The sequence below is a fragment of the Pseudomonas sp. rhizo25 genome (genome assembly GCF_031931935.1).
GTDB classification, from domain to species: Bacteria; Pseudomonadota; Gammaproteobacteria; order Pseudomonadales; family Pseudomonadaceae; genus Aquipseudomonas; species Aquipseudomonas synxantha.
This window is the reverse complement of the sequence record NZ_JAUJXA010000003.1, coordinates 380,965-398,860: the sequence shown is the minus strand read 5'-3', so window position 1 is coordinate 398,860 and position 17,896 is coordinate 380,965. Positions and strand designations below refer to the sequence as shown.

The window sequence follows — 17,896 nt, the reverse complement described above, 5'->3', positions numbered from 1 at the left end:
GTCCGGTCAATTGCTGCAGTTACGACCATGGGGTCACGCAGAGGTTGCGTCGAGGTGACGACTGATTTCACTCGACCGCCTCAAGGGGCAGACACACGCGAAACAGCGCGCCCTCGCCTATCTGGCTCTCGACCTCGATAGTGCCGCCGTGGGCCGCGACGATCTGCTCGGAAATAAACAAGCCCAGGCCCAGTCCTGCTGTCACATGGTTGGCAGAGACCCGTTCGAACTGCTGGAAAATGCGCTTCTGGTTCTCTTCGCTGATACCGATACCATGGTCACGTACCTCTACCCGCGCTTCGCCATGCTCGCTATATACCCGCACTTCCACGGGGCTCTTGGCCCCGTAGCGCAAGGCATTGGTCAGCAGGTTGGTGATCACCTGCTCGATCCGGAACTCGTCCCAATTGCCTTCCACCGCTTCGTCGGCCTGCAGTTGCATCGAGGACTCGGCGGCCGCCACTTGCGGTGCAAAGTTCTGCACCAGGTTGCGCACCAGTTGGGCAAGGTCAAAGCGGGCCGGGCGGATCGACAGCTTGCCGGTGCGGATACGCGACACGTCGAGCATGTCTTCGATCAGGCGGATCAGGCTCTGGATCTGGCGTTCATCGCGGTCGACCATGGCGTGCATCTTGTCCAGAGTAAACGCCGCGGCGTTGTCCCGAGCCAGGTGCATCTTGCGCAGCTGGGTTTCCAGGATCAGCCCGTTAAGGGGCGTGCGCACTTCGTGGGCGACAATCGACATGAAGTCGTCACGCATGCGTACCGCTTGCTCCAGTTCGGCCTGGGTGGCCTGCAGGCGCGTCAGCAGCAACTCCTGCTCGCGGCGGCTGCGCTCCAGCTCCTCCAACTGCAATTTCATCGCCTTGCTCTGGCGGTACAGGTCGACGAACACATTGACCTTGCTCTTGACCGCGTGGATATCCAGCGGCTTGTGCAGGAAGTCCACGGCGCCGCTTTCATAGCCCTTAAAGGCGTAATTGAGCTCACGGCCGGCGGCGCTGACGAACACAATCGGGATGTTCTTGGTCTTTTCGGTGCCGCGCATCAGTTCGGCCAGCTCGAAACCGTTCATGCCGGGCATCTGCACGTCGAGGATCGCCATGGCGAATTCGTGTTCCAGCAACAGGGACAACGCCTCGTCGGCACTCAATGCCTTGAACACCTGGCGATCCTCGCGCTTGATCAGCGCTTCGAGGGCCAGCAGGTTTTCCGGCAGATCGTCGACGATCAGCAGTTTGGCCTGGACAGTACTTAACATGGATAGGGTTCCAGGGAAGCCAGCAATGAGCCGATACGGCTCAAGGAAAGAATATGGTCAGGTGTGTGTAACGCCAGGGCTGCCAAGGGCATCACGGCAATGCGCGCCTCCTGGGGGTCCTGGACGACGGTGGTGCCGCCCGATTGCTTGACATGGGCCAGGCCGCTCGCGCCGTCTTGGTTGGCGCCGGTCAACAGGATCGCGAGCAGGCGGGGCCCATACACGTCAGCAGCTGAGGCAAACAGGTAGTCGATGGCGGGCCGGGAGTGGTGCACGCGGTCCTCCTGGCTCAGGGACAGGCTACGGTCATGCTCCACTGACAGATGATAGCCGGGGCCGGCAAAGTACAAGGTGCCCGCCTCCACTGCCTCTTTATCCCGGGCTTCCTTGACCGGAATGCTCAGGCGCCAAGCAAAGACTTCCGCCAGCTGGCTGCGACGCTCATCCGGCAGGTGCAGCACGGCAATGATCGGCAAGGCGAAGGTCTCGGGCAGTTGGCCGAAAATAGTCAGCAGCGCCTCGACGCCGCCAGCGGAAGCGCCGACGACGATGGCTTCAATCCCGTGAATCGGGGTGTCTGGCACATCGCTCATGATTTTCGGTAGATCCGTTCCTGTTTGACCAAGGGCTCGAATTGCTTGCTGTAGGCGGAAAAGTCCAGGGTTTCCTTGCTGCCCAGCACCAGGAAGCCGCGATGACACAGCGACTCATGAAACAATCCAAATGCTCGATCCTGCAATTTTTTATTGAAGTAAATCAATACGTTGCGACATGAAATTAATTGAGTTTCCGAAAAGACACTGTCGGTGGCAAGGCTGTGGTCGGCAAAGGTCACGTTCTCGCGCAGGGTCTTGTCGAAGATCGCGTAATCGTAAGCCGCTGTGTAATAGTCGGCAAATGAACGGTGCCCGCCGGCCTGCTGATAATTGGCGGTATAGGCACGTACGTTTTCCAGGGAGAAGATACCCTGCTTGGCTTTGTCCAGCGACGCCGGGTTGATATCCGTGGCATAGATGATGGTGCGCTCCAGCAAGCCTTCTTCACGCAACAGGATGGCCATGGAGTACACCTCCTCCCCCGTGCTGCAACCCGCGATCCAGATCTTGATCGACGGGTAGGTCTTGAGCAGCGGCACCACTTCCCGGCGGATCGCCAGGAAATGCGACGGGTCGCGAAACATCTCGCTCACCGGGATGGTCAGAAATTGCAGCAACTGCATGAACGCCGCCGGGTCGTGCAGTACCCGCTCCTGCAGTGCGGAAATGGTCGCGCAGTCGAACTGGCGCAAGGCATGGGCCACCCGCCGCTTGACCGACGCGCCGGAGTAGTCGCGAAAGTCATAGCTGTACTTGAGGTAAATCGCCTCGATCAACAGGCGCAGCTCAATATCGCTGTTTTTGTCCAAAAAACACTGTTCCACTTAAATGCGTTCCATCTTCGGTAGCCATACGCGAATCAGTGAGAACAGGCGGTCAAGGTCAATCGGCTTGGCCAGGTAGTCATTGGAGCCTGCTGCCAGGCACCGTTCCTGATCGTCCTTCATGGCCTTGGCCGTTACTGCAATGATTGGCAGTTTTTTCCAGCGCGGGTCCTGGCGGATCAAGGCGGTGGCCTCGTAACCGTCCATTTCCGGCATCATCACGTCCATCAGTACCAAGTCGATATCCTCGACTTCATTGAGTTTGTCGATGGCCTCGCGACCGTTACGCCCGATCACGACCACCGCGCCTTTGTGCTCCAGGGCGCTGGTCAGGGCGAAGATATTGCGTACGTCGTCGTCCACCAGCAGGATCTTGCGCCCTTCGAAGACCTTGTCACGACTGCGGGCAGTCTTGAGCATCTTCTGGCGGTCATGGGACAGCTGGGATTCGACTTTGTGCAGAAAGAGTGTGACCTCGTCCAGCAAGCGCTCAGGGGAGCGGGCGCCCTTGATGATGATCGAACGCGAGTACTTGCGCAGTTCGGCTTCTTCATCGCGAGTCAGGTTGCGCCCGGTGTAGACGATGACCGGCGGGAACGAGCAGATATCCTCGGTGGCCATGCGCTTGAGCAGCTCGTTGCCGAGCATGTCCGGCAGCTTGAGGTCGATAATCATGCAGTCGTAGATGTTGGTTCGCAGCAGGTCGAGAGCTTCCTGGGCGAAGCCGACGGCCGTGATCTCGATGTCATCGTCGCCGATCAGGCGGGCAATGCTGTCGCGCTGCAGGTCATCGTCTTCCACCAGCAACACACGTTTGACCTTCTGCGTCAGCTTGGCTTCCAGGCGCGCGAACACGTCCTTGAGCTCTTCGCGGGTGGTGGGCTTGACCGCATAACCGATGGCGCCCATGTGCATGGCCGCCTCGACGCGATCTTCCACGGAAATCACATGCACGGGAATGTGGCGGGTGTTGGCGTGTTCCTTGAGACGCTGCAGCACCGTCAGCCCGGAATGGTCCGGCAGGCGCATGTCCAGCAGGATCGCGTCGGGGATGTATTCCTCAGCGAGGCTGTAGCCTTCGTCGGCACCATGGGCGACCAGGCAGTGGTAACCCAGCTCATGGGCCAGGTCGAACAGGATACGCGCAAAGTTCGGCTCGTCCTCCACCACCAGGATGCACCGGGTGCTGAACGGGGCTTTTTCACGGTCATCGGCAAACCGTGGAATCTGCTGGGTGTCGGCAACCGGCAGTGGCGAAACCCGCACTGGCATGGGGGCCGGCACCACCACCGCTTGACGCGGTTGTTCCACAGGTGCGGCGTCGTCTTCACGCTCCACGTATTGCTCAGGCAATACCAGGGTAAAGATGCTGCCCTTGCCCGGCTCGCTGGTCACGCTGATGTAGCCGCCCAGCAAGGTGGCCAGGTCGCGGGAAATCGACAGGCCCAGACCGGTGCCGCCGTAACGGCGATTGGTGGTGCCATCAGCCTGGCGGAAGGCTTCGAAGATGCTTTCCTGCTGGTCCGGGGCAATGCCGATGCCGGAATCGCGCACGGTAAAGGCAATGCCCTCCCCTGGCGCGCGGGACACTGTCAGGCTGACCTCGCCCTGTTCGGTGAACTTGATCGCGTTGGACAACAGGTTCTTGAGGATCTGCTCCAGGCGTTGGCGGTCGGTAAACAGCAGGGTCGGCGAGCCTTCCTGCACATCCACCTGGAAGCCCAGCTTGCGATCCGCCGCCAGCGGTTCGAACATGCCGCGCAAGCCGTCCACCAGCCGCACCACGCTGGAATTCTCCGGGCGCACTTCCAACTTACCGGCCTCGACCTTGGAAATGTCCAGGATGTCGTTGATCAGGTTGAGCAAGTCGTTGCCGGCCGAGTAAATCGACTCGGCAAACTTGACCTGCTCGGCGCTGAGATTTTCCTGGGGGTTTTCCGCCAGCAGCTTGGCCAGGATCAACGAGCTGTTCAGCGGTGTACGCAGCTCGTGGGACATGTTGGCGAGGAATTCGGACTTGTATTTGCTGGAACGCTGCAGTTCATCGGCGCGGTCTTCCAGCTCGAGCTGGGCCTGGTTCAGTTCGACGTTCTTACGGTCCATGGCGTCGCGCTGCTCGGCCAGGGTCTGGGTCTGTTCGGCCAGTTGCTCGTTGGTTTGCTCAAGCTCGGCCTGCTGGGTTTCCAGATGGGCCTGGGACTCCTTGAGGATGCGCGATTGTTCTTCCAGCTCTTCGTTGGCGGTCTTGAGCTCTTCCTGCTGCACTTGCAGCTCTTCGTTGAGCTGCTGGGTCTCGGCCAGCACTTCCTGCAAACGCTGGCGATAGCGGGCGGCTTCGATGGAGGTGCCGATATTGCCGGCGATCAGCTCCAGCAGCTCGACATCACGCTCATCCAGCGCACGCAGGAAACCCAGCTCGACCACACCATTGACGCGGTCGTCATCGCTGGTGGGCATCACCAGCACGCTGCGGGTAGCGCCTTCGCCCAGGCCGGAACTGACCTTGAAGTAATCCACTGGCACATCGTCCAGGCGAATCAGGCGATCCAGCTGGGCAGCCTGGCCCACGATGCCCTCGTCGCTGTAGATCGACTGCTCCTGTCGTTCCTGCTCGCGGGAGAAGCCATAAGTGGCCACGCGCTTGAGGCCACCATGTTCTTCGCGCACGTACAGCGCCGCCACGGCCGAGCCCATGTATTGGGCGAAGAACTGCAGGATATTGCGCCCAAGCATATTCAGGGTCAGTTGGCCGAGGACTTGTTCAGCCAGCTCAGTCTGGCCATTGCGCAGCCAGGCTTGCTGTTCCAGTCGCCGTGCAATCTTCTGTTGGGACTTGAGGTTTGCGCTGTAACTTTCTGAAAGTGAGACTAAATTTTTTCTTCCGACATACGCTAGAAAACCGCTCAACCCGAGTACGAATACCAAGTATAGGGTGACGCTGATCACCGTCGTTCGAGTGACTTCTTCGTTACGGGTGATACGGAATTGCTGCTCCATCGCCACCGCATCGTCGTACTCCTTGCGGATCTCGTCCGTCAGGCGCTTGCCACGGCCGGCCTTGACCGCATTGCGGTAGTCTCCGTTCTGGCGCTGCATATCAATCATCGACTGGGCGTAGTTGTTCCATTCGACCTGCAAGGCTTCCAGACGCTTGAGGCGGTCGACCTGCTGGGGATTGTCCGCCACCAGCTCCTGCAGATTGCGCAGATCGGCAATGATCCGCGGCTTGGCCACTTCATAGGGGTCGAGGAAATGCTCGTCGCCGGTGATCAGGAAGCCGCGCATGCCGGTTTCCAGGTCTACCGTAAGCTTGGACGACTCATTGAGGTTATTGATAACCCGGTCGGTGTGCTCCACCCACTGGATCACCGAGAGCAAATAGGTAATCAGGCAGACGAAAAACACCGCGCTGAGCACGCCCACACCCAAGGGTAGGGCCACGTTTCGGCTCAACAGGGTACGGAAGCTCTTTTCATCGACGGACGACGCGGGAGTCATGGGCATGCCTTGGCCAAGTGCGGAAAAACCGGGAGTTTGCCCCAAAGTGACGCCTGAACGCTATTTTTCTGCGGGGGACGAGGGCAAGAAACATCGGCGATGGGCAAAAAGGACGCCATACAGCTAGCTGGCGGGACATTCGCTCGCCCAGCGTTCACAATGCCATCAATTGCTTCGGAACTTGCTGGCATTGCCGTCACTCACAATCAAGTTGCCTTTAAGCCCTACGCTCTCACTTTTCAGGAATACCCACCATGTCTGCACCCGCCTCCACCATCCTCGTAGTCGAAGACGACGCCATCGTGCGCATGCTGATCGTCGATGTGCTGGAAGAATTGGAGTTCAAGGTGGTTGAGGCCGCTGACGCTGCAGAGGCGCTCACAGCGGTGCAAAACACCGAGCAGGTGATCGACCTGATGATGACCGATGTCGGCCTTCCGGACATGGACGGCAAGGAACTGGCGAAAAAAGTCCGTGAATTACGCCCCGCCCTGCCCATCCTGTTTGCCAGCGGCTACGCCGATAACATTGATGTACCGGCCGGGATGCAGGTCATCGCCAAGCCGTTCTCGATTGATCAATTGCGTGACAAGGTCAAATCCATGCTGCCCGAGGCCTGATTTCTCCCTTACAACCCCGACCTTCTGTGAGTAAGCGCCCGACGAGGCTGAAAGCGTCGCAGGGATTAACGTGACGTGCGGCCAATAAAACTGGAAACTCAGCGCCTTGCCCCCTCGCCCCCTTAAAAGCACTCTGGAAGGACGCTACAACATGATTGGAAAACCGACGCGCCTGCTGTTGGCGAGCCTCTCGATAGTCATCAGTACCGGCGCCTGGGCCGACTTCACTGCCAGCCCCAGTGAAGCCCGTGCCATCGCCAAGGAAGCCTACCTGTACGGGTTCCCGGTGGTGCAGATGTACAAGACGCTCTACACCCAGGCCGTTGATAAAGGTGGCGCCAACTTCAAAGCGCCATTCAACCATATCGGCCATACCGCCCAGTTGCTCACGCCCAAAGACGCAACGTTCGCAACCCCAAACGCCGACACGCCCTACTCCTTCGTGTGGATGGACTTGCGCAGAGAGCCGCTGGTACTGACTCTGCCCAAGGTCGAAGACGATCGCTACTACTCGGTACAGCTGGTCGACCTCTACACCCAGAACCTCGCCTACCTGGGCACCCGTAGCACCGGGAATAACGGCGGCCATTACATGATCGCGGGGCCTGACTGGAAAGGTCAGCAACCGGTCGACATTGACCGCGTGATCTACAGTGAAAGCAATATCGCCTATGCCCTGTACCGCACGCAGTTGTTCGATGACAAGGACCTGGGCAAGGTCAAGCAGATCCAGAGCGGTTATAAAGTGCAGCCCCTGAGCGGCTACGTGAAGCAACCTGCCCCTGCCAAGGCGCCTAAGATCGAATGGCCCAAGCCAACGGCGACCATGACCGAAGGCCCACAACTGTTTCGCTACCTGAACTTTATGTTGGCCTTCACCGTCCCCGAGGACAGCGAAAAAGACTTGCTCGCGCGTTTTGCCAAAATCGGTATCGCCCCGGGTGCGCCGTTCAAGGTCAACCAGTTGAGCATGGAGCAGCGCAAAGCCCTGGAAGAAGGCATCGCCGATGCCCGCGCCGAATTTGCCGCGTTCAAGAAGGACAAGGTCGACACCCACCAGGTGTCCCGCAGCGATTTGTACGGCAGTCGCGACCGCCTGCAAAACAACTACCTGTACCGCTACGCCGGCGCCGAAATGGGCATTTTTGGCAACTCCAGCGATGAAGCGGCCTACCTGACCTACCTTCTCGACAGCGAAGGCAAGCCAGCCAATGGTGCGCGCCACAGCTATACCGTGCACTTCGCCAAAGATCAGTTGCCACCGGCCGATGCGTTCTGGTCGCTGACAATGTATGACGGCAAGACCAAACTGCTGGTGCCCAACCACAAGAAGCGTTACCTGATCAACTCGCGGATGCTACCGGCTCTTAAGCGCGACGCCGACGGTGGGCTGACCCTGGCGTTGCAACACCACGAGCCGCCGAAGGCCGAACAGAGCAATTGGTTGCCGGCCCCGCCCGGCCCGTTCTATGCGATCTTGCGCATCTACCTGCCCAAGCCCGAGGTGGGTAACGGCCAGTGGAAGCTGCCCCCGCTGACACCGCTTAAGTAACACCACGGGCCGGCTGGGATCAGCGCTTTTTCAGGCGCAGGTAGGATTGGTGCAGGTCCGAGGCCCAGCCATCAATCACGCTCTTTACATCGTCGGCCTTCATCACCTGCGAGTCATTGGCCAATGGCTTGCCGGTGCCTTTACGCACCACTTGGGCCACTACTTTATTGCTGGCGCCATCGAGGAACTGCGCCTCGGTGCCCAAGGTGGTTTCCTGGTCACGAATCCCGGTGCCGGTACTCACCGCCGCCGCAACCAGGGCCACGGGCACGAACTCATAGGGTTTGAGGCTCTCGGTCTTGCTGCTGACGGCGGTGATCGCCGCACGCACCACCATCACCCCGGGGCCGGGAGCGTTGGCCAAGGGCAGCGACTTGGCCAGCTCGCGCTTGAGGGCCTGGTTGAAGTAATCGTTGATACCGCGCAGGGTGCTGTCTGGAATCTTCGTGGTGGCCTGGGGCTTGGGGTAGAACTGGGTGGGTTCGATATACACCGAGGTGTACCGGCTCAGGTCCAGTTGCGGATCAACCCAGCGCATCACCTCCGCCCCCGACGGTGACTTGGCCTCCTTTAGCTGGCTGTAGTTGGAAAGGAACCCTGAATACTCGTCCGGTTGCGGCACCTTGCTCGTGCAACCGGCCATGCCGAGTGAGGCGACGCACAGCGTGCTGATCATTAGCCCTAGCTTCATCGTGGAACTCCCTGGCGACCATCATCGTGATGAATGAGTTGTAGGTATAGCCAATGCTTGGCAAATACACCTAATTTAACGCGTCGCCAGTCATGAGTTATTTACCTGCGATTAAAGCGTGCAGGTCAGGCTCGCTCGCGTGGGATCAGGCTCTGCAACTGCGAGGCCAGGAAGTTGGCATCGAAACCGAAGGTGTCGGGGTCTTTAAGGCCGTTGGTTTTCTTCCATAGCCAATCGTTCTTATCGGCCGGCAGTACCAACGACACGCTGCCATGGCGCGCAGCGGTGAGCCCCATTACCGCTACCGAAATCAAACCGCCGGCGCCCATGACATCCGGTACGAACTCAACGCTTTTGCCGGTGATATGCACGCTGAGTTTTTCGCTCTTGAAGGGCGAGCTCTCCACCGGCACGCTCGGGCCGCTGGCGGTGTAGGCCTCACGCTGTACTTCCAGTAAACCCACAGTCTTTACCGGCTCCAGCCATTGTTCGATCTGCTGGAACAACTCACTGAGCTTCTGCGCCCAACGCGCCGACTGCAGGTCAAATTGCTGTTTTTTATGCGCTTCGCTATCGGCGTAGTGACGAAGCATCTCGCCCAGTTGCTGTACATCGTCCATTGCGGATTTCCTTGGGTGAGCCAGGTTGCGAAGCGTGATCATGGCAGATGCCGCGGCCTGGCGTATGGCTAAACATCAGCCCATGCTTCAAAGGGAATGTAAGGCAGGTGTGTCGAACGAAGGGTACTCAGATAGAAGGCGACGCCACTGCATTCGAAACCAGGGTGTGAATTGCGCTTCGGACGCTGACAGCTGGGCTGATATTTCAGCGCGGGTCAGCCATTTGATCTCGCTGACTTCATCGGCATCGGGTGAGGCCACCGCGTCAGATTGGGCCACCAACACATGACAAAGTTCGTGCTCCGCACCGATCGAACCAAAGCGGGCATGGTATTCAAAACTGTATAGGGCGCGGCAGGCCGCCCGAACGCCTAATTCTTCGCGCAGACGACGACTCGCGGCATCCTCGATAATCTCGCCAGGTGCCGGATGACTGCAGCACGCATTCGACCAGAAACCGGGCCAGAGCATTTTACCGGCTGCACGACGCTGAAGCAGATGACGCCCCTGGCTATCGATCAGATGCACTGAAAATGCACGATGCAGACGGCCCGCTCCCAGGTGTGCCTCGCGTTTATCACACACTCCGATGTGCACGTCCTGCGCGTCAACTAACATTACATCATTGCTCATTCTGTTATTCCCTTCAGTGTCGCCACGCGCACCTCACCCATATTTGACGGTGTGCGAGGGTGGCGTTACGCCCTTCTATTCAACCCCGGGCTTGTCCCCAGGCGCTGACTAATGTCAACGCTGCGTCGCTGAACCCTGGATCGGCACGTAGGTTGGCCATGGCATCCAGGTCGTTCTGGGTGAGCAACCCGAGTTTCAGCAGTGCCGGGGCTGCCTGGGCAGTCGTGGCAGCCCAGAAGGTATCGGCTGCGCTGTTGTCGCCGATACGGCCTTCAACAGTTCGATGCCCGACGTTGGAGAGTCCCCGCTCACGCAACCGCGCTGCAAGAGTGTCGGCCCAGAGCATGTCGGACCCAATGGACTGTTCCAGCAGACTGATCCCGGCCTCGGCCACTTTGCGGAACAATGGGTTAGCGGTATTCAAGCTCGGTTGCAGGCTCACGTCCTCGATCACCAACCAGCCTCCCGGGCGCACCCAGGTGGCGGCGCGCGTCAATATCTCTTCGCGCTCGGTGAGGTGGCACAGAAGCGCCCGAGCGTGCACTACGTCAAAGGAGGCTGCAGGAAAATCGTCGGTCGAGGCATTGTGGGTCATCACCCGAATGCCAGGAATATCGGTCAGGAATCGGGTGTCGATGTCGGTGGCGGTGACAGTCGCGTCGGGATATCGCTTGCTCAGCCAGGCGGCGAGTGATCCGGCACCGGCACCAAGATCAAGGATGGCTGGCTTGCCCGAAAGGTCCAACTGGTCAAAAACCGCTTGGCTCAACCCGTCAAAGGCGCGCTCCAGGGTACGCAACCGCGCCAATTGACCGGCGTGCTGATCCGCGAGATAGCTGCTGGTGTAGCCGGGCGCTTCGGTGGTGTCAGGCGTGGTCACAGTGCAACCTCCAGTTGCTCAGGGCAGCGGTTGAGGAATCCCCGTTCGATGGGCTTGAAGCCCGGAGCCCAGCGCAGGTTTGGAAAGGTCTGGAGCAGCATGCGGGCGCTGGTGGTGATTTCCATCCGGGCCAGCATGGACCCCAGGCAGAAGTGGCGTCCCGCGCCGAAAGCGAAATGACTGGTCGCCTGTTCAGTGCGCGACATATTGAAGGTATCCGGATCGGCGAACTGGTCCGGGTCACGATTGGCCGAACCGATAAGACAGGCCAGGGTCGCTCCGGCGGGGATCGTTCCCGATGGCAGGTGCAGCGGTTCACGGGCTTCGCGCAGTACCAATTGCAAGGGCGGATTGCGTCGCAGGGTTTCGGTGAGCGCGTTATCCATCAAGCCTGGGTCAGCCAGCACCGCCTCTTTGACGCCAGGCTCGTTCAGCAGGTTGACGATCAGGTTCGCCAGGGCACCGTGACTGGTCTCGCTACCCGCAGTCATCAGGATCGCGCAGTAGGAGCGCACGAACGACTCGGATAACGGTTGACCGTCAATCCGGGCCGTCAGGAGCAGGGAGATCAAATCGTCGGTGGGTTCAGCACGGCGAGCGTCGATGTAGGGCTGGATGAAGTCATAGAAACTGTCGCGGTTGGATAACCCGCCGGTCAGCAGCGCCGGATCCTGTCGATAGTTGCCCATGTAGGCAAAGCCGATGGCGCACCAACGCTTGAGCCGTTCCACCGCCTCGGGGGTTTCGGCCGGGAGACCCAGCGCATGAGCCATCACCCGCACCGGCAGCGCCGCGGTGAAATCGGCGATGAGGTCTACCTGGGATCGGCCGTGCATGCGCGCCAGCAGGTCTGTGGTCACCGAGATGATGGATGTTTCAAGCGCTGCGAGGGCCTTGCTGCGAAACGAAGGGCTGAGCAATGCGCGATGCTGCGCGTGCTCACAGCCATCCATAGTGACAATCGTGTGCCCCAGCAACGGTCCGATCTGCCAAGTGTAATTGTTGTTGCTTGCCTCAGGGTGGGTCAATGCGGCTTTGACATCCACATGCCGGCTGACCAACCATACATCGGTGGGCTCGTCGTAGGCGATCGGTAGCGTGGTACGCAAAAGATCATACAAGGGGTATGGGTCGATTTCGAACTGCCTGGATTTAAGCGTCGGCGGGGTAAGTTTCAGGTCCACCTGCCGGTGATTCTGTGGCGTAGAGTCGGCGGCATGCAGGTGATAGCGAGAAACGCTCTGGTGCCAATCGCCCGCTGCCCGCACAACCTGCCGCAGCCGGTCCGGGTCGGTGGCGGCGCACGCCCGCTGACCTACCCGCTGGGCGGCGATCGCAGTGAAGTCCGCAACTGCCGAATTCACCATTTGATGGGCGGACTCAAGCGCACTCGGCCAGTCCATACCGGCGGTGTCCGCGAGTATCGATACCAGGTTGTAACGCTCACCACACACCACATCCTTGGCAAGCGAATGGATATCGTTGGTCCAGGCAATGATATCGGCAGCGTGTTCACGCAGCGTGTTCCACCATTCAATGTGCGCTTGCTGCTCGTATGGGTCGAGCGTTTCGGCCGCATCGATAAGATCGAAGAAGAACAGTGCACCAAACGAATCCCGTCGCAACGGCAGATACTCAGCCAGCGTGAGCGCCGAGTCGGTTTCGCGCACCCGTACCAACGCCGCCTGCGCGCGCAGATGCTGGATCAAATGGCCGACCAACCTGTGCCGCCACCCCGCCCCTCCCCAGCGCTGGGTCTGGGGCCAGAGATCATCGACCAGAACAGCGAGCATCGGGTCTTCAAAGCTGCTGGTTTCTCCTGCAGGATCAGCACCGTCGCTCTCGGTCACAACCTGCACGGCGCTGATAAACCGCTCCAACGCGCCGTTCTCCGCCCATGGTCCATCATCAATGCGGTCATCAAGGGTGAGCGCCCACAGGTACCAGCACACCAGCGTCTGCGCTCGCTGTGTGGGCGCCCTGCCGCACAACGCCATTCCCAGCTCGAGCAGTGGCGTGGTGCTCAACCGATGTGCACCGCGGCGGCCGATCAGGTGATATCGCTGCGCCCAGGCGAGAGCATGTGCGCGTAACTGTTCATTGTCGGAACGCGGTGGCGGAGCGGCGAAAGGAAGTCGGATCTGGGGAATAGTGAGCGATATCGGCGGTAAATGAGCGCTGTCGCGGGTGTTGAGTTCGCTTTCACGGAACGGCGGGGGCATGTTGGTCCTTTTGAATTAATTCCTTCAACTGCCGACCTTATTTGAAAACTTAGATCCAAAGGCATGAGAACTGTCTGAAACGATGCGGGAAATCTCGCATAGGCGGTCATAAGCCGCCATGCCAAACACCTTTTGTGGACATATGTACGATCGGACAGGCGTAGTTGAACTGCTCCGGTGAATTTGCTGGCAACTGCCTGTGACCAACCGGCCTTCATTGGTTAAGGTGAAGCCACATCCATTGTCCTGGAGTATCAGATGCGCACCATCGGCCTTATCGGCGGCATGAGCTGGGAGTCCAGCGCCGAGTATTACCGCCTCATCAACCAGCGCGTGCGCGACCAGCTCGGCCCGCTACGTTCGGCGCAGATCCTGATGTACAGCGTGGACTTCGGCCCGGTGGAACAGGCCCAGCATGCCGGACGCTGGGACGATACCGCGCTGATCCTGGAAGACGCCGCGCGCCGTTTGCAGGCAGGGGGGGCGGAGTGTGTGGTGCTATGCACCAACACCATGCACTTGGTGGCGCCGCGTATTGAAGCGGCGGTGTCGATTCCATTCCTGCATATTGCCGACGCCACGGCGGGCGCGGCCATTGAGGCCGGTACCTTGACAGTGGGTCTGCTCGGCACGGCGTTCACCATGGAGCAGGACTTCCTAAAGTCCCGCCTCGCCGCCCAGGGCCTGACCGTGCTGGTGCCGGACGCGGATGAGCGCAAGGAGGTGCACCGAATCATCTATGAAGAGTTGTGCGTGGGCACTATCAGTGACGCCTCTCGGCGGGTTTACCAGCGTGTGATCAAAGGCCTGGCCGTTCGTGGCGCCCAGGCAATCATCCTGGGCTGTACCGAAATCTGCCTTCTTATCCAGCCCGAACACAGCGACCTGCCTCTGCTGGACACCACCGCGCTGCATGCGCAGGCCGCGGTGGCGTTTGCTTTGCAGGATTAAGGCTTCAGTGGGTCAGGCCTGGATATCGGTGAGTTCGATTTTCCCATTCACGCTGATCATCACGTCGATGTCTTTATCGCCATTTGTATCAAATCGGAGCCACGTTATATTTGCCGCGGGGAAATATTCCATGTGCGCTTCGCCGCCACGACCGGAGAACTCAGAAACAACATTGATCTGGTCGCGGCCACTCGCAGCTTTAAGCGCTGACACATCCAACTTATCCCGACCACTGACAAAGTCCTGCAATTCGATCAGATTCGTTTCAGCCGCGGGGTCGCCCGCGCCAATGACAAAGGTATTATTACCCGCGCCACCCCATAACTGGTTATAACCGGAGTTGGCCTCGACGTAGAGCGTGTCGTCGCCGTCGTTACCAAACAATTCGTTATCGGCTGCGTTGCCAATAATAATATCGTTGCCGTGCCCACCCTTGGCGATTTCAATCATGGCGCCCGGAGCAATGGAAACATTGGCCACGCCGCCGCCTACATTAGAGAAGCTGCCCGGCGTCAAATTAATGACCTGGTTATCCTTATACTCAGAAAAGTCGAAAGTATCCTCGCCCCCACCGTCCCACACAGAAAATAACGGAAAATCATTCTCCGAAGTTAAGTTGAACATGTCGCGATCAGCAGTTGAATTGAACCCATAAATCGTATCCCCCGAGCGCGTTTGATTATTCGCGCCGTGGAGTTTTTGGAGCGTGGAAATATCATCCATCATCGGTGCGCTGGAATATTTATTCTCCAAAGGACGCTTCCAAAACTGCATGTTTGAGCGTGCTTCCAACTTGGGACTGCGCAGCGAATACGCCAGGGAGTCTTCTGCATATTCGGTTCCTGGCGCCACACTGGCCGTCGAAGGAAGCCCCAGTTTAAAAGCCGCAGCCTTGGCAACGACGTGGCTGCCGTAGTTATTGGGTTGCTCCAGCTCTTGCGCGTGACGCTGCAACAAAGGCACCTGCGACGGCGCCCCTTCTTCATTGTTTGAGGGTACATAAAATGGATCTTTCCAATCAAAACGACTGTCATCAATTTTGAATTGCATATGGTTGGACGTGGCCATGGCGCCCTCTTTGAACTGTACTCTCGCCACATCGCTGAAATGCGTGAGGGTTTCCCGAATGGTGTTTTTCTGGCTTTCGGAGAACTGGCTTACGGTATTGCCGTCGGCATCCGGCTGCGTTGCGTTGGCGAAATCATACGTGACCACAGCATCGTCCCCCGCAGGTAAAGAGTGTGGATGCCCACCCGCACGGATGGATGCCTCGACAACCTGTTCGGAGGACAATGTAGGTTTTCCATCCTTGAACCCGTCACCTCGACGGTTTTTATCGAGAATATCTGCAATATTCCTGTGCACAAGATTGGTGAGGTGGTGTTTTGCATAGGTAATATTTAAATTCGTGTTCACGACTTTGCAGCCCACATAGTTAAGTTGAATTTGAATTGGCAAGCCAGCGACATCACTCATGTGCTTATCTTAATGTCAGGCGCAGGCGCTCAGTTCCAGTGTTCACTGCAAGTAACTATTGGGCGGTTAATGCGTATGCGCACCACAGCTTTTAGGATTTCGCTTATTTAACTAATGCGTGGTGGCTGTTCGAGACGTGGCATTACACTGGAGGGGCCAGTTTCGCTTGTTTACCCCCGCGCCTGCGGGTGCAGGTCGCGCAGGCGCGTGGTTTTACAGGCTTATACCGAATGGCGCAGCCGCGCCATGCTCAAGGCGTCGACAAATACACCATCACGCAGGGCGTAATCGCGCAACGTCCCCTCCACTTCGAAGCCGAACTTGCGGTACAGGTTATGCGCCGCTTCGTTGTCGGCGTAGACCGTCAGCTCCACGCGGTGCAGGTTCATCCAGTTGTCGGCCACATCCAGCGCGGCAGTCAACAGCCGAGAGCCTACACCCTTGCCCTGCCAGGCAGTCGCCACGCCCATACCAAACGAACCCACGTGACTCTGGCGTACGCGCAGGTACTGCTCCAGCCCCAGCTGACCAATGACCTCACCGCCGTGCAACGCCACCAACTGCAGCCGACGCTCGTTGTCCATCACCAGGCGTTTGCGCCAGGCTTCCACCGATTGAAAAGGCATTTGCAGCACCTGACGGCACACGGCCGGTTCGTTGTAGAGCGCGGTGACGCCCTCGAGGTGAGCCTCGGTAAAGCGCTGGATCACGATATGGGGTTCAGGTGCGTGCATTGCGTTTCATCCTATGAAAGACAAGTGGCCGGCCAGTGTAGAGGCAAAGTTGCCCGACTGACGAGCCTCAAGTCTTCCCGCAAATCAACCCGCGTCATACAGGTTCAGCGACCAGCAGCGAGGCGCCACACCCGTGCGATATCCGCGGCCCGCTCACGCAACAAACGCGGCGCTTCGCTGCACGCCTGCTCCAGGCTCATCGGCCCCGATGGCAAGGCAAATGCTGCATCCACACCGTGAGCGTACATCTGCTCGTAACCGTCGCCCAATATGCCGGCGATCACAATGACCGGCACGCCATGCCGCTGGGCGACACGCGCCACCCCAAACGGGGTCTTGCCGCGTAGGGTCTGGGCGTCGAAGCGGCCCTCACCGGTGATGACCAGGTCGGCGCCGCGTACGGCGTCATCGAGGCCGACCAGTTCGGCCACCACCTCCACCCCTGGGCGGAACCGTGCACCGAGAAAGGCCTTGGCGGCAAAACCCAGGCCACCGGCGGCGCCGCTGCCGGGTTGGTCGCGCACGTCGTTGGCCAGCACTTGGGCGCAGTGATCGGCGAAGTGGCCGAGTGCGGCGTCCAGTTGGGCGACTTGCTCGGGGCTCGCACCTTTTTGCGGGCCGAAAATCGCCGAGGCGCCGTGGGGGCCACACAGCGGGTTGTTGACGTCGGCAGCAATCTCAAAGCGCACCTGTGCCAGGCGTGGGTCCAATGATTCGAGGCTGATATGCGACAGGCGCGTCAACGCCAGCCCACCTGGAGGCAGTGGCTGACTGGCTGCGTCAAGAAGTTGCACACCAAGGGCCTGCATCGCCCCCGCCCCGCCATCATTGGTGGCACTGCCGCCAATCGCCAGGATGATGCGTTGGGCCCCGGCGTCCAGGGCGGCACGGATCAATTCACCGGTACCGTAAGTGGTGCTGGAACACGCGTCGCGCTGCTCCGGCGCGACCAATTGCAAGCCGCTGGCCTCGGCCATTTCGATCATCGCGGTGTGGCTGTCGGCCAACCAGCCCCACCGCGCCTCAACGGTGACACCCAATGGCCCTTGCACCAATTGCCGACGCAACTGGCCGTTACAAGCGGCAAGCACTGCGTCCACCGTTCCTTCCCCCCCATCGGCCATAGGGCACTCGACCAACTGCGCATCCGGCCAGACTTGGGCCAACCCTTCGGCAATGGCCTGGGCAGTGCCTGCGGCACTGAGGCTGTCCTTGAATGAGTCGGGAGCGATGATGATCTTCATGATGGGCTTTCTCCGGTTTTCATAATGCCCATGCTGCCAGTTGGCTGGGCTAATGACGCCGGTCAATTGCACAGATGCGGACAGGGTTTGTTGG

General features: G+C 59.3%; 15 protein-coding genes. 3 read left to right on the top strand and 12 right to left on the bottom strand.

Annotated features, from left to right (window positions below):
* Positions 1–67 precede the first annotated feature (67 nt).
* The 4 genes from QZR30_RS08795 to QZR30_RS08780 are packed head-to-tail and all read right to left on the bottom strand — an operon-like array spanning position 68 to position 6,179.
* Positions 68–1,261, bottom strand: coding sequence for a hybrid sensor histidine kinase/response regulator (locus tag QZR30_RS08795; protein WP_046068182.1), 1,194 nt, complete (start codon positions 1,259–1,261; stop codon positions 68–70).
* Positions 1,255–1,854 carry a chemotaxis protein CheB gene (locus QZR30_RS08790; RefSeq protein WP_311903194.1) on the bottom strand — a complete coding sequence of 200 codons (600 nt, stop codon included), beginning with the start codon at positions 1,852–1,854 and terminating at the stop codon, positions 1,255–1,257. Before QZR30_RS08790 ends, QZR30_RS08795 begins: the two co-directional genes overlap by 7 nt.
* The gene (locus QZR30_RS08785; protein ID WP_173664487.1) at positions 1,851–2,681 is read right to left on the bottom strand and encodes a CheR family methyltransferase; all 831 of its coding nucleotides are present in this window, start codon (positions 2,679–2,681) and stop codon (positions 1,851–1,853) included. The genes QZR30_RS08790 and QZR30_RS08785 overlap by 4 nt, the downstream gene beginning before the upstream one ends.
* Positions 2,682–6,179, bottom strand: coding sequence for a response regulator (locus QZR30_RS08780; protein ID WP_056847845.1), 3,498 nt, complete (start codon positions 6,177–6,179; stop codon positions 2,682–2,684). It lies immediately after the preceding gene.
* Between the two features lie 254 nt (positions 6,180–6,433).
* Between QZR30_RS08780 and QZR30_RS08775 the strand changes: the two genes are divergently transcribed.
* Positions 6,434–6,799 carry a response regulator gene (locus tag QZR30_RS08775; protein ID WP_046068185.1) on the top strand — a complete coding sequence of 122 codons (366 nt, stop codon included), beginning with the start codon at positions 6,434–6,436 and terminating at the stop codon, positions 6,797–6,799.
* Positions 6,800–6,950: 151 nt separating this feature from the next.
* Positions 6,951–8,351: a DUF1254 domain-containing protein gene (locus QZR30_RS08770; RefSeq protein ID WP_311903193.1), complete on the top strand. Its 1,401-nt coding sequence runs from the start codon at positions 6,951–6,953 to the stop codon at positions 8,349–8,351.
* Between the two features lie 19 nt (positions 8,352–8,370).
* On the opposite strand, the gene QZR30_RS08765 is transcribed toward QZR30_RS08770, so the two are convergent.
* The 5 genes from QZR30_RS08765 to QZR30_RS08745 form a co-directional block, all read right to left on the bottom strand.
* The gene (locus QZR30_RS08765) at positions 8,371–9,042 is read right to left on the bottom strand and encodes a DUF3313 domain-containing protein (RefSeq protein WP_046068187.1); all 672 of its coding nucleotides are present in this window, start codon (positions 9,040–9,042) and stop codon (positions 8,371–8,373) included.
* 125 nt (positions 9,043–9,167) lie between these two features.
* The gene (locus QZR30_RS08760) at positions 9,168–9,662 is read right to left on the bottom strand and encodes a hypothetical protein (protein WP_046068188.1); all 495 of its coding nucleotides are present in this window, start codon (positions 9,660–9,662) and stop codon (positions 9,168–9,170) included.
* 87 nt (positions 9,663–9,749) lie between these two features.
* The gene (gene idi, locus QZR30_RS08755; RefSeq protein WP_056847843.1) at positions 9,750–10,295 is read right to left on the bottom strand and encodes an isopentenyl-diphosphate Delta-isomerase; all 546 of its coding nucleotides are present in this window, start codon (positions 10,293–10,295) and stop codon (positions 9,750–9,752) included.
* 79 nt (positions 10,296–10,374) lie between these two features.
* Complete coding sequence (locus QZR30_RS08750) at positions 10,375–11,175, bottom strand: class I SAM-dependent methyltransferase (RefSeq protein WP_056847842.1); 801 nt, start codon at positions 11,173–11,175, stop codon at positions 10,375–10,377.
* Positions 11,172–13,397, bottom strand: a complete 2,226-nt coding sequence (locus QZR30_RS08745) for a cytochrome P450 (RefSeq protein WP_311903192.1) — start codon at positions 13,395–13,397, stop codon at positions 11,172–11,174. Before QZR30_RS08745 ends, QZR30_RS08750 begins: the two co-directional genes overlap by 4 nt.
* Before the next feature lie 258 nt (positions 13,398–13,655).
* Here QZR30_RS08745 and QZR30_RS08740 point away from each other — a divergent pair, with 258 nt between their 5' ends.
* Positions 13,656–14,348 carry an aspartate/glutamate racemase family protein gene (locus QZR30_RS08740; RefSeq protein ID WP_046068192.1) on the top strand — a complete coding sequence of 231 codons (693 nt, stop codon included), beginning with the start codon at positions 13,656–13,658 and terminating at the stop codon, positions 14,346–14,348.
* A gap of 12 nt (positions 14,349–14,360) precedes the next feature.
* Here QZR30_RS08740 and QZR30_RS08735 read toward each other — a convergent pair whose 3' ends face one another.
* The 3 genes from QZR30_RS08735 to QZR30_RS08725 all read right to left on the bottom strand — a co-directional run bounded on the left by QZR30_RS08735 (position 14,361) and on the right by QZR30_RS08725 (position 17,802).
* Positions 14,361–15,824 (bottom strand): M10 family metallopeptidase C-terminal domain-containing protein, encoded by a 1,464-nt coding sequence (locus QZR30_RS08735; RefSeq protein WP_311903191.1) that lies wholly within the window; start codon positions 15,822–15,824, stop codon positions 14,361–14,363.
* Between the two features lie 221 nt (positions 15,825–16,045).
* A complete protein-coding gene (locus tag QZR30_RS08730; RefSeq protein WP_046068193.1) occupies positions 16,046–16,558 on the bottom strand; it encodes a GNAT family N-acetyltransferase in 513 nt (170 codons plus the stop codon).
* A gap of 104 nt (positions 16,559–16,662) precedes the next feature.
* Positions 16,663–17,802, bottom strand: a complete 1,140-nt coding sequence (locus QZR30_RS08725) for a glycerate kinase (protein WP_046068194.1) — start codon at positions 17,800–17,802, stop codon at positions 16,663–16,665.
* Positions 17,803–17,896: the final 94 nt, after the last annotated feature.

Bases quoted from the DNA above. Each gene is read 5' to 3' on its own strand.
- QZR30_RS08795 (WP_046068182.1), bottom strand. From the start codon at position 1,261: ATGTTAAGTACTGTCCAGGCCAAACTGCTGATCGTCGACGATCTGCCG.
- QZR30_RS08790 (WP_311903194.1), bottom strand. From the start codon at position 1,854: ATGAGCGATGTGCCAGACACCCCGATTCACGGGATTGAAGCCATCGTC.
- QZR30_RS08780 (WP_056847845.1), bottom strand. From the start codon at position 6,179: ATGACTCCCGCGTCGTCCGTCGATGAAAAGAGCTTCCGTACCCTGTTG.
- QZR30_RS08775 (WP_046068185.1), top strand. From the start codon at position 6,434: ATGTCTGCACCCGCCTCCACCATCCTCGTAGTCGAAGACGACGCCATC.
- QZR30_RS08770 (WP_311903193.1), top strand. From the start codon at position 6,951: ATGATTGGAAAACCGACGCGCCTGCTGTTGGCGAGCCTCTCGATAGTC.
- QZR30_RS08765 (WP_046068187.1), bottom strand. From the start codon at position 9,042: ATGAAGCTAGGGCTAATGATCAGCACGCTGTGCGTCGCCTCACTCGGC.
- QZR30_RS08760 (WP_046068188.1), bottom strand. From the start codon at position 9,662: ATGGACGATGTACAGCAACTGGGCGAGATGCTTCGTCACTACGCCGAT.
- idi (WP_056847843.1), bottom strand. From the start codon at position 10,295: ATGAGCAATGATGTAATGTTAGTTGACGCGCAGGACGTGCACATCGGA.
- QZR30_RS08745 (WP_311903192.1), bottom strand. From the start codon at position 13,397: ATGCCCCCGCCGTTCCGTGAAAGCGAACTCAACACCCGCGACAGCGCT.
- QZR30_RS08740 (WP_046068192.1), top strand. From the start codon at position 13,656: ATGCGCACCATCGGCCTTATCGGCGGCATGAGCTGGGAGTCCAGCGCC.
- QZR30_RS08735 (WP_311903191.1), bottom strand. From the start codon at position 15,824: ATGAGTGATGTCGCTGGCTTGCCAATTCAAATTCAACTTAACTATGTG.
- QZR30_RS08730 (WP_046068193.1), bottom strand. From the start codon at position 16,558: ATGCACGCACCTGAACCCCATATCGTGATCCAGCGCTTTACCGAGGCT.
- QZR30_RS08725 (WP_046068194.1), bottom strand. From the start codon at position 17,802: ATGAAGATCATCATCGCTCCCGACTCATTCAAGGACAGCCTCAGTGCC.